Source organism: Pseudoalteromonas sp. QJM3NY_22 (assembly GCF_056173065.1).
In genome coordinates this window covers 486,636-502,560 of record NZ_JBWBTZ010000002.1, presented here as the reverse complement: position 1 = coordinate 502,560, position 15,925 = coordinate 486,636, and the positions used below count along the sequence as shown (strand labels likewise).

The 15,925-nt window shown below is 39.4% G+C and carries 13 protein-coding genes and 1 pseudogene; 5 read left to right on the top strand and 9 right to left on the bottom strand.

Annotated features, from left to right (window positions below; translation table 11 throughout):
• The first annotated feature begins 105 nt into the window (after positions 1–105).
• From AC0VZ4_RS22535 to AC0VZ4_RS22525, 3 genes and pseudogenes are all read left to right on the top strand, one after another.
• Positions 106–855 (top strand): IS5 family transposase, encoded by a 750-nt coding sequence (locus AC0VZ4_RS22535; protein WP_475439649.1) that lies wholly within the window; start codon positions 106–108, stop codon positions 853–855.
• A gap of 461 nt (positions 856–1,316) precedes the next feature.
• On the top strand, positions 1,317–2,411 hold the full coding sequence (locus AC0VZ4_RS22530) for an NADH:flavin oxidoreductase/NADH oxidase (RefSeq protein ID WP_475442204.1): 1,095 nt from the start codon (positions 1,317–1,319) through the stop codon (positions 2,409–2,411).
• 73 nt (positions 2,412–2,484) lie between these two features.
• A pseudogene (locus AC0VZ4_RS22525) lies at positions 2,485–3,680 on the top strand (MFS transporter).
• A gap of 80 nt (positions 3,681–3,760) precedes the next feature.
• Here AC0VZ4_RS22525 and AC0VZ4_RS22520 read toward each other — a convergent pair.
• Entirely contained in the window at positions 3,761–4,624 is an 864-nt protein-coding gene (locus AC0VZ4_RS22520) for a DMT family transporter (RefSeq protein WP_337149893.1), read from the bottom strand.
• A gap of 274 nt (positions 4,625–4,898) precedes the next feature.
• Here AC0VZ4_RS22520 and AC0VZ4_RS22515 point away from each other — a divergent pair, with 274 nt between their 5' ends.
• Positions 4,899–5,867: an IS30 family transposase gene (locus tag AC0VZ4_RS22515; protein ID WP_475441477.1), complete on the top strand. Its 969-nt coding sequence runs from the start codon at positions 4,899–4,901 to the stop codon at positions 5,865–5,867.
• 128 nt (positions 5,868–5,995) lie between these two features.
• On the opposite strand, the gene AC0VZ4_RS22510 is transcribed toward AC0VZ4_RS22515, so the two are convergent.
• The 3 genes from AC0VZ4_RS22510 to AC0VZ4_RS22500 form a co-directional block, all read right to left on the bottom strand.
• Positions 5,996–6,736, bottom strand: a complete 741-nt coding sequence (locus tag AC0VZ4_RS22510) for a FadR/GntR family transcriptional regulator (RefSeq protein ID WP_007375632.1) — start codon at positions 6,734–6,736, stop codon at positions 5,996–5,998.
• 438 nt (positions 6,737–7,174) lie between these two features.
• Complete coding sequence (locus AC0VZ4_RS22505) at positions 7,175–8,170, bottom strand: Gfo/Idh/MocA family protein (protein ID WP_475442203.1); 996 nt, start codon at positions 8,168–8,170, stop codon at positions 7,175–7,177.
• Positions 8,171–8,198: 28 nt separating this feature from the next.
• Entirely contained in the window at positions 8,199–9,206 is a 1,008-nt protein-coding gene (locus tag AC0VZ4_RS22500; RefSeq protein WP_475442202.1) for an AraC family transcriptional regulator, read from the bottom strand.
• A 101-nt stretch (positions 9,207–9,307) separates the two neighbouring features.
• Here AC0VZ4_RS22500 and AC0VZ4_RS22495 point away from each other — a divergent pair, with 101 nt between their 5' ends.
• Positions 9,308–10,915 carry a GMC family oxidoreductase gene (locus AC0VZ4_RS22495; RefSeq protein ID WP_475442201.1) on the top strand — a complete coding sequence of 536 codons (1,608 nt, stop codon included), beginning with the start codon at positions 9,308–9,310 and terminating at the stop codon, positions 10,913–10,915.
• On the opposite strand, the gene AC0VZ4_RS22490 is transcribed toward AC0VZ4_RS22495, so the two are convergent.
• The 5 genes from AC0VZ4_RS22490 to AC0VZ4_RS22470 all read right to left on the bottom strand — a co-directional run bounded on the left by AC0VZ4_RS22490 (position 10,901) and on the right by AC0VZ4_RS22470 (position 15,882).
• Positions 10,901–11,731: a class I SAM-dependent methyltransferase gene (locus tag AC0VZ4_RS22490; protein WP_475442199.1), complete on the bottom strand. Its 831-nt coding sequence runs from the start codon at positions 11,729–11,731 to the stop codon at positions 10,901–10,903. The genes AC0VZ4_RS22495 and AC0VZ4_RS22490 overlap by 15 nt on opposite strands.
• Positions 11,732–11,733: 2 nt before the next feature.
• The gene (locus AC0VZ4_RS22485; RefSeq protein ID WP_475442197.1) at positions 11,734–12,135 is read right to left on the bottom strand and encodes a hypothetical protein; all 402 of its coding nucleotides are present in this window, start codon (positions 12,133–12,135) and stop codon (positions 11,734–11,736) included.
• A gap of 66 nt (positions 12,136–12,201) precedes the next feature.
• Complete coding sequence (locus AC0VZ4_RS22480) at positions 12,202–12,621, bottom strand: DUF3429 domain-containing protein (RefSeq protein ID WP_475442196.1); 420 nt, start codon at positions 12,619–12,621, stop codon at positions 12,202–12,204.
• Between the two features lie 109 nt (positions 12,622–12,730).
• Positions 12,731–14,299 carry an ATP-binding cassette domain-containing protein gene (locus tag AC0VZ4_RS22475; protein ID WP_475442195.1) on the bottom strand — a complete coding sequence of 523 codons (1,569 nt, stop codon included), beginning with the start codon at positions 14,297–14,299 and terminating at the stop codon, positions 12,731–12,733.
• A gap of 8 nt (positions 14,300–14,307) precedes the next feature.
• Positions 14,308–15,882: an ATP-binding cassette domain-containing protein gene (locus AC0VZ4_RS22470; RefSeq protein WP_475442194.1), complete on the bottom strand. Its 1,575-nt coding sequence runs from the start codon at positions 15,880–15,882 to the stop codon at positions 14,308–14,310.
• Positions 15,883–15,925: the final 43 nt, after the last annotated feature.

Below are 15,925 nucleotides of genomic sequence, written 5' to 3'. Positions count from 1 at the left end.
TTCAAATGTTTTACATTAGGGGCTGTTGATCTTTGTTTGAATTTTGTGCGTAAGCGGTAATCTCGTATAATTTACTTCGCCAAAAACAAACCTTACGAGATTACCATGCCCCGATTAATGCTCACTGATAAGTTGTGGTCGAAGCTAAAATCAATTTTGCTTGAAGATAGAGTTTATAACAAGCTTGAACACAGACAAACGATGGAAGGAATTTTATATCGCTTACGTGTTGGTTGCCCATGGCGTGACCTCCCTGAGTGTTTTGGTTTATGGAATACTATTTACCGCCGATTTCTACTTTGGTCTAAAAAAGGAATATTAATAAGGTTGTTCAAATCATTATCCGCCAATAGTGACACTGAGTGGGAATTCATTGATGGCAGTTATGTTAAAGCACATCAACACAGTACAGGTGCTGCGTCTCAACAAGAACAAGCGATAGCATTAAGTCGTGGCGGTAATACAAGTAAAATTCATTTAGCTGTTGATAGTTATGGCTTACCAATTGAATTTATTATTACAGGCGGCGATGTTCATGATAGTAAAGTGGCAAATGAACTGATTGAATTATTGCCCCAAGGCGATTTTGTTATCGCAGACAAAGGCTATGATAGTGAAGTCATTAGAAATAAGGTTCGAGAGAGAAACTCAAGCCCAGTGATCCCTAGAAAGAAAAACTCAAAAACAGGTAATGGTGATATTGATTGGTGCTTATATAAATATAGGCATTTAGTTGAAAATGCCTTTGCAAGGCTAAAGCACTTCCGTGCTATAGCGACAAGGTACGATAAATTGAAATTACAGTTTGAGAGTATGTTAGCGCTGGCATGTGCAATGATTTGGCTACCAATGTGAAAGATCAACAGCCCCTAGTAAATTAAGTTAAGCAAGTTTATCAGGGAGTGAAGTAGCTTGGAATATTTAAATTGAATTTTAATTCACTTTTATAGAATAAATATGTTTATGTGTGGGGTTTCTATTTAGTTAATAGGCAATATAAGCAATAGCTTAGTGCTATTAGGTACAGTTAGGTTATAAATTATACTCTTATACAAAGGTAAATAGTCATTCAGTTTATAAAACTAGATTTTTACTGAACTTGCTCAACAAATAATTACATTAAAATTGATATTTCATAACGCCATTACTTATGTTTTTATCAGCACTATTAAAGTGTATTTTGATCCCCATTAAGAATGTTAAGTCGCCATTATAAGTGACTGTATAAGTTATTGAGTGAGCGTGTTTGATGGCCGCTTCGTATTCTATTTTTTATTTTGTCCGCACTTTTTTGTGCGTGTTTTTAAGGATTAACAATGAGCCAACTATTTTCGCCTTTATCACTTGGGCAAGTAACGTTAGATAACCGTATTATTATTGCACCAATGTGCCAGTACTCAGCAAATAATGGCGCTGCTAGCGATTGGCATACTATTCATTTGGGCCAATTGAGTTTAAGTGGTGCAGGATTACTTATTTTAGAAGCAACAGCAGTAAACCCAGAAGGGCGCATTAGCTATGGCGATTTAGGGCTTTGGAATAATGAAACCCAGCAAGCACTAGACAAAAGCCTAAAAGCAGTAAGGCAATACAGCTCTATGCCTATTGGTATTCAGTTAGCGCATGCTGGGCGCAAAGCATCAACTGAAAAACCATGGGACGGTGGTGATGCCATTGCACCTGATGATGTTAATGGCTGGCAAACGCTCGCCCCTTCTGCAATTGCGTACGACGATAGCAGCCCAGTACCAAAAGCAATGAGCCAATCTGACATAGATTCACTAATTAAAGATTTTGTGAGTGCAGCCAAACGCGCTGATGAACTCGGCCTTGATCTAATCGAGCTACATGGTGCGCACGGTTACCTGTTACACCAGTTTTTGTCGCCACTTTCAAACAAGCGCGATGACAACTACGGTGGCAGTCTAGAAAACAGAATGCGCTTATTGCTTGAGGTATTTAAAGCGGTAAGAGCGGTATTCCCTAGTGATAAAGCGGTAGGTGTGCGTATTTCGGCAACTGATTGGGTTGAAGGTGGCTGGGATTTAGAGCAATCGATAGTGCTTAGTAAAGCGCTTGATGAACTCGGTTGTGACTTTATTCATGTAAGTACGGCGGGCCTAAGCCCAGAGCAACAAATACCAGTTAAACCTAATTTCCAGGTACCGTTTGCAACAGCCATAAAAGAAGCGGTTAAAATGTCTGTTATAGCGGTGGGTTTAATTACACAGGCGCAACAAGCAGAAGATATTATTAGTGAGCATCAAGCCGATGGCGTAGCACTAGCGCGTGGCATTTTATATAACCCGCACTGGCCGTGGCATGCAGCTGCAGAGCTTGGCGCTACAGTAACTGCACCTAAACAATATTTACGTTCAAGCCCACATGGGCAGCCATCACCAATAAAATAAGTAAATTACGAGGTTATAACCCAACCCGCGTTTGCTGGTTGGGTTTTATTATTTTTGTAAAGTAGAGACACACATGACCCAAACAGGCGTTTCAGCGCAACCACTTAGCAATACACTCGTTACTATTATTGCTTTGTGTTGCGGTCTTATTGTTGCCAATATTTATTACGCTCAACCTATTATTGAGTTGCTTGCCCCAGAAGTTGGATTAAGTTCACGCAGTGCTAGCCTTATTGTATCGCTTACACAAATAGGCTACGCTTTGGGGTTGTTTTTTTAGTGCCATTAGCTGACTTAATTGAAAATAAGCGTTTAATGCTTATTACTCTAGCTGTGTCGTTTTTGAGTTTAGTGGGTACGGCACTTGCTGATTCACCTAATGTAATGCTTATTTTATGTTTGATGATAGGTATAAGTTCGGTTTCTGTTCAGGTGCTTATTCCACTTGCTGCGCATTTATCGTCTGACGAAAAACGCGGACAAGTTCTTGGCAATATTATGGCGGGTTTGTTGCTAGGTATTTTGCTGGCAAGACCTATATCGAGCTTAATAGCCGATCACTTTGGTTGGCGCGCTGTATTTTACTTTGCAGCAGGGTGTATGGTGTTTATTGTAGGCGTAATTTATTTTGCTATTCCAAGCAGGCAACCAACCCATAAAACAACGTATTTTAAGTTATTAAAATCGCTTAAACAGTTAATGATTAGCCAACCAGTGCTGCGCCAACGTTCACTTTTTCAAGCATTAATGTTTGCATCGTTCAGTTTATTTTGGACAAGCGTACCGGTTGTGTTTGCCCGTGAGTATGGTTTATCCCAATCAGAAATAGCATTGTTTGCACTAGTGGGTGCTGCTGGTGCTGTAGCTGCCCCCATTATTGGGCGTTTGGCTGATAAAGGTTATACACATCAGGTATCGTTACTGGCCAAACTAATTGCAGCATTGTGCTTTTTACCAAGCTTATTTGAGTTACCTTACGGCATTATAGTATTGGCATTAACCGGTGTGTTTATTGATTTTGCTGTGCAGGCTAATATGGTATTGGGTCAACGTGCAGTGTACGCACTAGAGCCACAAAGCCGTGCGCGTTTAAATGCTATTTACATGACGAGTATATTTGTAGGTGGCGCAGTAGGCTCGCTTATTGCCAGCCCATTATATGAAGCGGGCGGATGGACAGGTATTGCACTGGTTGCTACGGGCATGCCGCTTATTTCGTTGATTGGCTATTTAGTTACAACTAAAAAGCAAAGTAAGGCTGTGAGTTAAAAATCACTGTAAAGAGCACAATAAAGTCACCATGTGCGTGGTGACTTTATTTAGCTTGTTTAGGTTAGTTTGGTAGTTAATTAAGTAGTTTGTTTTTTTGCGTTTGAAAAAGAGCTACCAACAGATGCAATAATTACAAGTAAAATAGCGAGCCACTGCCATAAAGTAAGCAATTCACCCAGTATAATAAACCCTGCGAGCGAGGCAATTGCAGGCTCTAAACTCATCATTACGCTAAACCCTTGTGAAGGCATGTTACGCAGTGCAACCATTTCAAGTGTGTAAGGCAGTGCGCTTGATAAAATAGCAATACCAATACCCAGTGGGATAATTTCCCATGTAAACGCGGCGCTTTGCATAATGCCGCCGTAAGGGACTAGCACTATAGCGGCAACGGTCATTCCCAATGCGACAGTGGCTCCACCAGAGCTTTGTGTGCCTGTTTTTTTACCAAATAATATATAACCTGCCCAACATGCACCGGCACCAAGCGCAAGCGCTACACCTAACGGATCAAGGCTGTCTTGGCCGCTCATATCAGGAAGCAAAAGCAAAATACCGGTAATAGCACACGCCACCCAAAACAAGTCACGTTTACGGCGCGATGAAAACAAGGCAACAGCAAGCGGACCTGTAAATTCAAGCGCTACACCAATGCCTAGTGGAATGCGTTCAATGGCGTAATAAAACAAAATGTTCATGCCGCCTAAACTTAAACCATACACAATTATAGGAATACGATTACCCGACGAGGGTAAGTGTTTCCAAGGCTTAAACACTAAGCAAAGTATAAAGGCAGAAAAACCAAGTCTAAGGGCCGTTGTACCCTCAGGGCCAACAATTGGAAAAAGCTGTTTTGCAAACGACGCGCCCGTTTGAATGGTCATCATGGCAAGCAGTACACACACGATAGCCAGTAAATAACTTTTTGAAGATGCTTGCATAATACTCCTTAATTATACCAATCTGCATAAATCTTTCATTTAGAACAACTAGATACAAAAATTTTTGCCTAGTTCTAGCGTGATTTTCTTATCGTCAAATAGATCCAATACAAGCAGATTGCTATTACAACCAGTTGAATGGCAGGCATAGTATCTTTTTTTATATTTATACGTAAGGTTTTATGTCCTAAATTCGGATAATAAGTGCAATTTCTCAGATTAGATGGCCAGCTGTTATAATTCGGCCATTCTCTCGCCAAAGGAAATTGCTTTAATGAAATATAAACAGCTGACACAAGCAGAAAGATACCAGATTTACGCGTTAATAAAAGCAGGAAATAACCAAAAACAGATAGCTGATGAACTCACTCGTTCACCGTCATCTATCTCTAGAGAGTTAAAACGCAATAAAGGGCTTAAAGGCTATCGACCTAACCAAGCCAATAATTTTGCAGAGCAAAGACGCAAGTCATCTTTCAAAGCAAGTAAGTTAACAGATGATGTTACTGACTGGATTAATAAATTGTTGGTTGACGGACTTTCGCCAGAGCAGGTGGCAGGCCGCTTAGCTTTAGAGAAAAAGGTCGTTTTGCATCATGAAACGATTTATCAATATATTTACAGAGACAAGGCTCGTGGTGGTGAACTACATAAGACACTCACTCGTGCATGTAAAAAGTATAAAAAACGCTATGGAAGCTACGATAAACGTGGACAGATAGTTAATCGAGTCAGTATTGATGAACGCCCAAGTATTGTGGATTCAAAGTCTAGGATTGGTGATTGGGAGGGCGATACAGTGATAGGCAAAGGGCGTAAAAATGCCCTTGTTACAATGGTTGAACGTAAAACGTTATATACAGTCGTTCACAGAATTGAAAGCAAGCATGCGAAAATAACAGCCGATGCGCTGATCAAGTGTATGACACCCTATAAAGGTAAGGTTATTACCGTGACTTTAGATAATGGAAAAGAGTTTGCTCACCATGAGCATATTGCACAAAAATTAGAAGCGGATGTGTATTTCGCTCACCCATATTCATCATGGGAGCGGGGCATAAATGAGAATACCAACGGCTTACTTAGACGCTTCTTCCCCAAGGGAACTGACTTTATGTCGCTAAGTGAAGCAGAAATACAGGCGGCAGTTGATAAGCTCAACCATCGGCCAAGAAAAACAAGAGGGTATAAAACCCCTCATGAGTTATTTACGGGGCAATCAGAAGTTCTGGTGGCTGCATAATGATTGCACTTAATACTTGAATTCAAGTGTTCAAAAGTAAGGAGGGTTATTCTAAATTTAAGTGGTATTTTTATTGCTAAAGAGGAGAAAAAGCTAGCAATCAGGACGAGTGCTAGCTTTTCATTGTATTAATGAGCGCTTTTTACTAGGCCATCTAAAGAGTAGAGGCCTCGTTTTTCGCTATTTTTACGTTTCACTTCTTCTAAAGCGCGTGACTCAACGGCATCAAATAACGCGTTAATGAGTCGATTAAAATGTTGATGCATTGCTGCACGAGCAGCATTTGCATCATGTTGCTTTAATGCATTATAAATAGCAGTATGTTCGTCCATTACGCATTCGTTGTTATTAGCACATACGCTACTGTAATCAGTTACAATTTGTGCATTAGTTAAGCGTAAATCCCATAAATTAGCGACGGCAAATTCAAGCGCTTTGTTACGCGTTGCACGTGCTATTATTTCATGAAATTCTCTGTCTGCTTGCTCAACATATAAGCCTTCTTGCATGGCTTCAAGCGTCTTGTTTAGTTTTTCAAGTTCTTGTTCTGTAATACTTAACGCTGCTAAAGCTGCAATTTCACCTTCGATGAGTGCACGGGCTTGAGTTAGTTCAAAAGCACTGATTTCTTGGGATTTAATTGGTGCGTCGAGGCTTTCTACTACGTAAACACCGGAACCCGTTTTTACTTCAACACGACCGCGCACTTCTAATGCGATAATAGCTTCTCTAATTGTAGGGCGGCTAACGTCGAACATCTCTGCTAGTTCTCTTTCTGGCGGTAAACGCATGCCAGCAGAAAATTCACCTTGGTTTATTAAAGACTCAACCTTATCAACGATGCGCCAAAATAAGCGACGATTTCCCATATTTTACCTTTATATACCTTAAGGACTGTACGCGCTAGATCTTGTAAAACTTAAAGCGTAGACCAAATGTTAAGACCAAAGGTTACCGTAAAGTTAACCACTATGTCAAAATTGCAAAGTCATATTATAACTAAAATCATAGTACATTATTGGTAATTTTTACATGTATTACCAATTTAATTTAAAATAAATAATTGGTAATCTTGATTGGTAGGTTTTGCTGTGATAGTTTTGCATCGTACTTTTTTGAAACAAATAATTTACATATTGAAAGTGCATGTGCCATTAGCAGCAATTGTAAAAAGTAATTTAAGCCAAATTGATTGCCCATGGAAGGGGGTCGCTCTGGCTTAGGTAATATTGGTAGCTAAGTCATATTATAAAATAAATGTGGGCGTTAATTGTCGTTGGTTAACGCCCACATTTATTTTTAGATCTTTAGGATACCGTGTCGTTTGGGTAAATAACCCCTAATTGTTTACGGGCCTCGTCAAGTACTGTCATCACATTACGTGCTAATTGATGTGTGTTAATGTCCGATTGTAACTTTTTTTGACTAACCATTTGCATAAAATGCTCAACTTCAAATTTCATAAAGTGCTCGTCAAATGCGATAGACACTAACTCACGCTCTCCATTGTTAGCAATAAACTCTATTTTTTTAAGTTGTGATACGGCTTCGATACGAATACGGCCAAGTTCGCCTTGTATTTCGGTTATGTTGTCGCCTTGTGATATTTTGGAGTAACTAATAACGGCTTGTTTATCTGCGTAATTTAGTAATACATCGCCCGCACCATCAACACCTGTATCAAGCAATACGCCACTGGCACTCACGCTTTTTGGTGCGCCCCAAAGTGCAATTAATAAATACAGTGGGTAAATCCCTAAATCAATTAAAGCACCGTTAGCAAACTCAGGTAAAAATGTATTTGGCCGTTCGCCATTTTTGTACTTATCGTAGCGAGATGAATATTGACTATATTGCCCAATGTATTTACGTGGTGTGCCAATTTTTACCATTGCCTGTTGCAGCCGTGCAAAGTTAGGCAAGTGAGTGGTCATCATGGCTTCCATGTAAAGGCGCTGATGCTTTTTTGCTGTAGCTATAATGCTTGCAAGCTCTTTAGAATTGGCTGCTGATGGTTTTTCGCCAAGGACATGTTTACCCGCTTCTAGGCACATAACGGCATATTGTTTGTGTAAGCTGTTAGGGGCGGCTATGTAGACAGCATCGACATTGTGATCTTGGCAAACTTGCTCGATTGAGGTGAAAATTTTAGCTTGTGCATTTTGTGGGTGTTTGGCTAAAAACGCTTCGCCGCTTGATACTGCACGCGAGCACACTGCGTACAAATTAAAATCGTTTAACGTATTTGCAGCGGCTAACAATGTGTCGCTAATAAAATTTGTGCCAACAATTACAAAGTTCATACCCGCTCCTTAGAAAATATAAGAGCGTTTAGTCTATCACTTTTTTAGCCCTGTATGTACGAGGAGAACACCCAAACCAGCGTTTAACATTAGCACATAATGTTGCTTGCTCCTGATACCCTAAAAGCTCAGATATGGTTGATATTGTATATTGGTTTTGCGCTAAGTAATGAGCAGCTAAAGCACGGCGCGTGGTATTTTTCAGTTTTATAAAACTCGTATTATGTTTTGCAAGTTCTCGGTGTAGGGTGCGAGGGTGCATACCCAGCGCAGCAGAAATAGTTTGGTTACTGCATTGATAAATAGGCAACATTGGCCTTATTAACGCACTGACTTGGTTGGGTAATGATTGCGTGTGCTCTGCATTTTTTGCTAAAAAACTTAGCGCAGCTTGTACCTTATTTAGCTCTGATTGTTCAAGCTTAAGTGCCAAGTCGCTTTTCACTATTACAATGCCGGCGCTATTACGGTGCTCTATAACGTCACAGCCAAAATAAGCGTTATAAGCGCGAGCGTTAGCACTTAATCTTTGTGGCAAAAATACATTCATTGGTTTACAGCGGTTATTGCTCAGCTTTTTTATAATAGCGAGTGCTAAACCAATGGTAAGCTCAATTGCTTGGCTAATGTTAGGTAAGGGTTTTAGGCTAATTTCGAATGAGAGAAATAAGCTTTTTTCATCCTCTAAAGGGTGCGACGTTAAACTCAGTGCAGGGCTATGTAAATGCAAGTATTTAACAACCCAATTGAGCGCATCACCTAAGTTAGTGCCGCTTTTGGCTGCTATTGCAACGTGTCCTAAAATATCAAAATTTTGCCTGCTTGCAAGCTGAAGGCCAAAGCTGAGGCAATTAAATTTACACGCGCAGTATTCTAATACCTCGGCGTAGGCACGATAAGGCAAATATTGTTTTTCCAGACATTCAAAGTCAATATTAATATTATTACTTCGCATGATCATATACGGATCGCCGCCAAACTCTCTAATTAGGGTATCTATACCTTGTAGTGACGTAGCTCTAATTAGGCTGCTCATAGTTAACCTCAAATAAACGGTGTCTAAAAATATCAAGTTTTGCTGAGTTTTTCTATGCACTATTGCCATAAAAGCCGTTTAAATTTTAATTAAGGTACACCATGAACAACACCGCATTTGACTACATTGTTATTGGGGCTGGCAGTGGCGGTTGCGTTATTGCATCGCGCTTGTCAGAGGATAAAAATGTAAGCGTGTGCTTAATTGAAGCAGGAAAAAGTGATAACAGCGCATTTGTTCAAATGCCAGCGGGAATTGCGGCGAGTGTGCCTTATGGTATTAATAGTTGGCATTACAATACAGTAGTGCAAAAAGCGCTGAATAATCGTTGCGGGTTTGTACCTAGAGGCAAAGTATTGGGTGGGTCAAGCTCGACTAATGCAATGGTTTATATTCGAGGTAATAAATACGATTACGACCAATGGGCGGCTAATGGCAATACTGGTTGGGATTTTGAGAGTTTACTCCCATATTTTATTAAAGCTGAAAATAATAAAACGTTTATAAATAATGATCTTCACGGTACAAAAGGCCCACTGCATATACAAGAGCTAAATAACCCAAGCCATGTCAATCAGTACTTTTTAAATGCTTGTGCTGAGCAGGGTGTTAATTTAAGTACCGATATAAATGGCGAAGAACAAAGTGGTGCACGTTTATCGCAAGTAACGCAGCATAATGGCGAGCGGTGTAGTGCAGCAAAGGCATATTTAACACCGTATTTAAACCGCCCAAATTTAACTGTGTTAACGAATAGCCATGTTAATAAAATAAATATAAAAAATAACACAGCGAAAGGCGTGCAAATAGAGCGCAATAGTCAGGTTATTAATTTGCTCGCACGTAAAGAAGTAATATTAAGCGCAGGTGCTATTAACTCTCCGCAAATATTGATGCTTTCAGGCATTGGTCCAAAAAATCACTTAAAAGCGCATAATATTGACGTTGCAGTGCCGCTTGAGGGAGTCGGTACTAATTTACAAGATCATTTAACCGTGGTGCCATTATTTAAAGCCAAATACAATAAAGGCACGTTTGGGATGAGCCCGTTAGGTATAGGACATATTTTAAAAGGTTGTGTAGATTGGTTTTGTAAACGAGAAGGGCGTTTAACCAGTAATTTTGCAGAGTCGCATGCGTTTATTAAATTATTTGAAGACTCGCCAGCGCCAGATGTGCAATTAGAATTTGTTATTGGGCTGGTGGACGATCATAGTCGTAAATTACACACTGGGCATGGTTACAGTATACATAGCAGTATTATGCGTCCTAAAAGCCGAGGCACGATTACGTTAGCTGATAACAACCCGCGTAGTGCACCGCTTATCGACCCTAATTATTTAAGCCATCCTGATGACTTAACAGCAATGTTATTAGGTCTTAAAAAAACGTTGATGATTATGCAAAGCAAAGCCTTTGATAACATACGCGGAAAAATGGTGTATCCGCTTGATATAAATAACGATGAACAACTTATTGCATTCATTCGTCAAACAGCAGATACCGAATACCACCCAGTTGGTACATGTAAAATGGGACAAGACTCAATGGCTGTGGTAGATACAAGCTTAAGGGTTCATGGGATGAGTAATTTACGCGTGGTTGATGCGTCTATTATGCCTAGCATTATTACTGGTAATACTAATGCACCCGTTATTGCTATTGCAGAAAAAGCGGCTGATTTAATTAAATCATCACTTAGAGATTAACGAGCTATAAAAATCATTTAGCCATTGTTGCCAATCGCTTTCAAGGTGCAGCATTTGCTTATGTTTTTTAGCGTTTAGATGCTTGGCTTCGTCCTCGCTTGCCACATAAGGCCCAACGCGGCATAGGGGGCAATGGTTAGATGTTAAGTATGCAGGCATTGCAAGACGCGAGCTTAATTCGCTAGTATGTTTATCGAGACTTTTTGGGCTGAAAACGTAAGTTATGCCGCTTGTGTCTTTAACGTGTTTGTCGCGGTCAACATTACGAATTTTATAACCTTCAAAATGGCTAATATCAAATGGGATTTGGCCTAAATAATCTGTGGTTAAACCGTTATTTAAACTCCCTTCTATATTCCACTCTCGATAAGGTTTTACATCCTTTGAGGTGATGTAACAAAGCATTGGCCCATTTTTATCAAGCGCGTATTCGTTAGCGTATTTAATAAATTGGTGCAGTAAAGCGCGGTTTAATACGTTCATGCTGGTTTGGCGCGTGTTGTTTTCAAATGCTTCACGGCCAACAAATGCAGGTATAAGCGGAAACTGAAAAATAACCACATCAAAGCTGTGCTGGCTTTCACTTAGAGCTTGCCAACATGCAGGGTTTGTTACATCAAAACTATTAAGTACCTCAACGTTATGCGCTTTTAAGTTGCTAAGTGCATTGTGCTGGTATTTTTGCTCAATAGTAATTTGGTCATCGTAAGTGGATGCAACCAAAGCTTTTGGCGATAGATGAGTGTAAATAGCATTCGAAAACGATAAATCGCCATCGCCTACGGTGAGTATTCGCCAATCAGGATTTAAATACATATTTATTGAGCGGGACTATTTTTAACAGAGCTGATGTTATCAGGGCTTTTTTGAGAATGTGCAGCGTGCAAGCGATGAAATGCAAGACGGGTTTTTAATCCCTCAATAGCTATTTGTTTTAAAATTAAATTAAAGGTGATTAAAATAGCGAATACGATATGAATAGGGCCATGAGTAAAGCCTAAGTCTGGTGCATAAAGCGTTAAGCCAAATAATAAAAACAAAACAACTAAAAATATTTCAATTAATTGGCTTGAATAAAAGCTTAAACGGCCTTCACTTTTATGATCTTTTTTTACGTTAATAGCGCAAAAAAAAGGAATGACTTTAATTTTAAAAGACGCGTTTTTTTCTACGTAATTTTCACCTAGCTCATCAAGCTGTTGGCGTAATTGATTAATCATGGTATGCCCTCAAATAACAGTGGTGGATAGTACCTTATTACCGCGTAATATTTAAGTTTACAGGCACTATTTAGGGTAAATACTCATGCCAATTGTCAGAATGTGACAAACAAACACAACAGAGGTAAGTACAACACGCATTTTTTGGTAATCCTTGTGGTAGGTTTGCCATTGCGCAGTCGCTTTTTCAAAAAGTAGCACAAGCCAAAAACTTATAGCTAACCAACCTAATGCCCACTCAACAGGTACAAAGGCTAAAAATGGGACAGGAATAACCGGTAGTACGGCTTTTACTGCATCGCTATAGCTTTGCTCACCCGCTCGCCATAGGTTACCTGTCATAAATGCAAATATAGCAATGCTATAAAAAGTGAAAAATTCTAAGTTAATACTGTTACTACCAAACACAAGCGGCCAACCTACGCAGCCTAAAAATGGGATTATGCCTAAGTAACCTAATTGAATGTGATTGATAAATTTTTCCATGATAGAAGCCTGTATTTGTGTAATTAAAAAGCTTCTGCATTGTAGCAGTCTTTTTTATTAAAACTGAATTAGTTACAACATGACATTTACGGGGAGTCCATATAAGTCCCTAAGAGAGGCTAGTTTTTATAATGCTGGTTAGTTGCCAAACATCAGGATTTCGATGTGAAACTAACACCAGAGTATGAGACTGTTCGCAAACCACTCTAGCTACGTGTTTCTCGGTTTCTTCATCTAATGCGGAGGTTGCTTCATCTAAAATCAGAATAGGGGCTTTTTTTATAAGGGCACGTGCTAAAGCGAGTCGTTGGCGCTCTCCGCCAGATAAACTGCTTCCTTGTAAACCAACTTCTTGATATATACCAAGTTCTGATCTGTCTAATACTTCACCAAGTTTTACTTCTCTTAGTATTTTATCAATTGATTGATCGTCTGCATTTGCTTTACCAATTCGAACATTACTAGCGATTGTACCTGTAAAAATTAAAGGATCTTGCGGCACATAGGCGAAATACTGAGCCCGTTCATCATATGGTATCAAAGCGAGAGGTGTGTTACCCATAGTAATTTCCCCGTCGGTTGGGTCATCAAAGCGCATTAATAGATTTAGTAAAGTTGTTTTTCCGGTACCACTTGGGCCTGAAATAAGTACATGCTCACCTTCTTTGATTGTAGCTGTAGTGTTTTTCAATGCTGATTTAAAGCTCACATTGTAGAGTGTTATGTTGTAATTATTAGGTATTTTGGCTTGTGTTTGGGTTGGCTCAGTAAGTGTTGGTGCATGCGTAGTTTGTTGATAGTAATTAAAAGCAGCCAATTGATCATTGATCGTTATTGCCGCAACAGCAAGTGTTTCGAGGGGGGCTGTTGCACGCAAAGCCAGAAGTATGACAGCGAGTAATGTTCTTGTATCTTCGATGCCAGTAGTTAATACAACAAAAATGCTAATAACAGCAACAGGTAAAAAGCTGGCAATATTAGAAAGAAAAATAGCAACAGAAGCAGATCTGTTTGTGCGGCTCATAGCCGATTCTTTTTTTGACCAAGTGGTTTTTAACCTTTCGGTTGCCCCGTTAAATCCTGATGCTGTTCTAAGCAACTCAACATGGTCAATTAACTCCAGAGTCGCTTGATTAATTGATTGCTCAGTGTTATTTCGATTTACATCTATTTGGGATAAATTACGTTGTGCAAAAATCTGGACCAAGAATGATAATATAAGCAAGGCCGCTAAAATAAACATTAAGTTGGTATTAATTATGATACCAACACCAATAGTCATGCCCAAAGGTAGCAACGGTGCATGTATAAATACTTGAAGCTGGTGGGCTGGAATACTCATAAACCCAGGAATACTACGTGATACAATATCTGTAAGTAAGGAGCGTGTATTTACTGTAAACCAAGATAATTTGGCTTGTTGTAATGTTTTCCCTAATGAGATGTAAAGTTCATTAGCCAGTTTAGCGCCACTCCAAAAACCTAATCGCGAAGCGAGTATAGTGATAAGTATTGTCACAATTGACATCATTGATATATTGGCTGGAGATTGTTGTTGAATAATAGCGAAAGCCAAAAGAACATAACATGTGGCTTCCAATATTGCAGCCAAGATCCAAGTAAAAGTAACAGGTATCAGCTGGCTAATAGCCGTATTATTAGGTGAGCGATTAATCATTATTCTTTTCATCCAAGTGATAGCGTTTCATTTGTCAGTTTGGCAAGTGTTAGATCATGCGTAACAATGACAATGGTTTTTTTCTTTGATTTTGCTTCGTGTTGTAATGCGTAGAATACGTTTGAAGCTGTTTCAGCGTCTAAAGCAGAGGTGGGTTCGTCAAGTAATATGACACTTGCGTCTGAGAGAAAAACACGGGCAAGATTCACTCGTTGAATCTCACCACCCGATAAATTTGTGGTTGGAGTACTTAGCGGTTTATCTAATTGGGCGCATTGTAATGCATTAATAAAGTCTTTCTTTTTTACATGAGAGGCTGTTAAAGCAAGGTTGTCAGCAATGGTTGTCGTGATACATCCCGAATTTTGTGGTAACAACATAATTGTTTTATTAAGTGATGCTTCATCCATGTCGCGTATTGCTAAGTCTGCCAGTTTGACATCTCCGTAAAGTAGATTTTCAGTACCTGATAACGAACGAAGTAATGTGGATTTACCAATACCACTTATTCCTGTAATGGCTGTTACTTGACCTGTTTGAAATGTATAGTTAATTGGCTTGAATTTACTCGTATTAGAGATTGATGGAATTACATTTTGTAGTGTCAGCACTGCATCCGAGCTATGTTCTATTTCATTACTTCCATGCTCAAGTGGAGAGAGCGCGAGAAAATCATTGAGTCTGTTCGCGGCAGCGCGACCCGTTACTAAATAGTCAAGTCCATGTCCGAGCTTTAATGCGGGTGTGACAATAGCTAAACTGAAAAATAAAGCTGCAGCTAATTTGTCAGGTTGCCACTCATAACCAATAGCGTAAACAATAGTAAAAGTACTTACGGCTTGAAGTAGCGATGTAGCAATAGCAATAGAGGTTGACACTCGGCTTACCCGTTCAAAAATATCTTTAATAAAATCGCTCGTTGCTTTTGTGTAATTGCCTATTGCTGTCTGCTTTTGATTATAAATGCGGAAAATGGGGGCGCCACGAGAGTAATCATCTACTGCGGCTGTAATATTAGATATCACATTTATACTCTTTTTTCCTTGTTTTACAGCAAGCCTAGGGACAACGACTAAATAAAATAAGGCGGCAATAAGCCCTGGAACGAGAGCGAGGAGTACCGTGAATCCAGCACTAAATATTAATAAGCCAATTGTGATTGTCGGTATAAGTATAAAATTCGCCAGCTCAGAAGGTAAATGCGCAATCATATGATGTAATGAATAAATATCATCGACCATTAATCTCTTTAACTTTTCGCTTTTGTATTTAGTTAGAGTACTTGATGGCAACCTAACTAAATGATCTGCAATTACGCGTCTTAAACACACAGAGAAATTCCCCTCGGCATTATGGTTAACCCAAGATGCGCTTGCTGAAAATAAGGCGGAGAAAAGCCACAAAACACATGCTCCCACCAAGCAAACATAATTATGAATAGCGATAAGCTGAACAAGACACCACAGGGCACCAAGTGCGGTCACACCAGACAGAGTAGATAGCAAAATACCAACGTTCAACGCTGGTATTTCAGGACGTAACACTTGCGCTAGATTGGAATAATTTTTAAAAAGTAATGACATTTTAACACCTAACAAAAAAGTTATAGGGAAGTATAGTGTGTAC

Coding starts and splice junctions, on each gene's coding strand:
- AC0VZ4_RS22535 (WP_475439649.1), top strand. CDS start 106: ATGCCCCGATTAATGCTCACTGATAAGTTGTGGTCGAAGCTAAAATCA.
- AC0VZ4_RS22530 (WP_475442204.1), top strand. CDS start 1,317: ATGAGCCAACTATTTTCGCCTTTATCACTTGGGCAAGTAACGTTAGAT.
- AC0VZ4_RS22520 (WP_337149893.1), bottom strand. CDS start 4,624: ATGCAAGCATCTTCAAAAAGTTATTTACTGGCTATCGTGTGTGTACTG.
- AC0VZ4_RS22515 (WP_475441477.1), top strand. CDS start 4,899: ATGAAATATAAACAGCTGACACAAGCAGAAAGATACCAGATTTACGCG.
- AC0VZ4_RS22510 (WP_007375632.1), bottom strand. CDS start 6,736: ATGGGAAATCGTCGCTTATTTTGGCGCATCGTTGATAAGGTTGAGTCT.
- AC0VZ4_RS22505 (WP_475442203.1), bottom strand. CDS start 8,170: ATGAACTTTGTAATTGTTGGCACAAATTTTATTAGCGACACATTGTTA.
- AC0VZ4_RS22500 (WP_475442202.1), bottom strand. CDS start 9,206: ATGAGCAGCCTAATTAGAGCTACGTCACTACAAGGTATAGATACCCTA.
- AC0VZ4_RS22495 (WP_475442201.1), top strand. CDS start 9,308: ATGAACAACACCGCATTTGACTACATTGTTATTGGGGCTGGCAGTGGC.
- AC0VZ4_RS22490 (WP_475442199.1), bottom strand. CDS start 11,731: ATGTATTTAAATCCTGATTGGCGAATACTCACCGTAGGCGATGGCGAT.
- AC0VZ4_RS22485 (WP_475442197.1), bottom strand. CDS start 12,135: ATGATTAATCAATTACGCCAACAGCTTGATGAGCTAGGTGAAAATTAC.
- AC0VZ4_RS22480 (WP_475442196.1), bottom strand. CDS start 12,621: ATGGAAAAATTTATCAATCACATTCAATTAGGTTACTTAGGCATAATC.
- AC0VZ4_RS22475 (WP_475442195.1), bottom strand. CDS start 14,299: ATGATTAATCGCTCACCTAATAATACGGCTATTAGCCAGCTGATACCT.
- AC0VZ4_RS22470 (WP_475442194.1), bottom strand. CDS start 15,882: ATGTCATTACTTTTTAAAAATTATTCCAATCTAGCGCAAGTGTTACGT.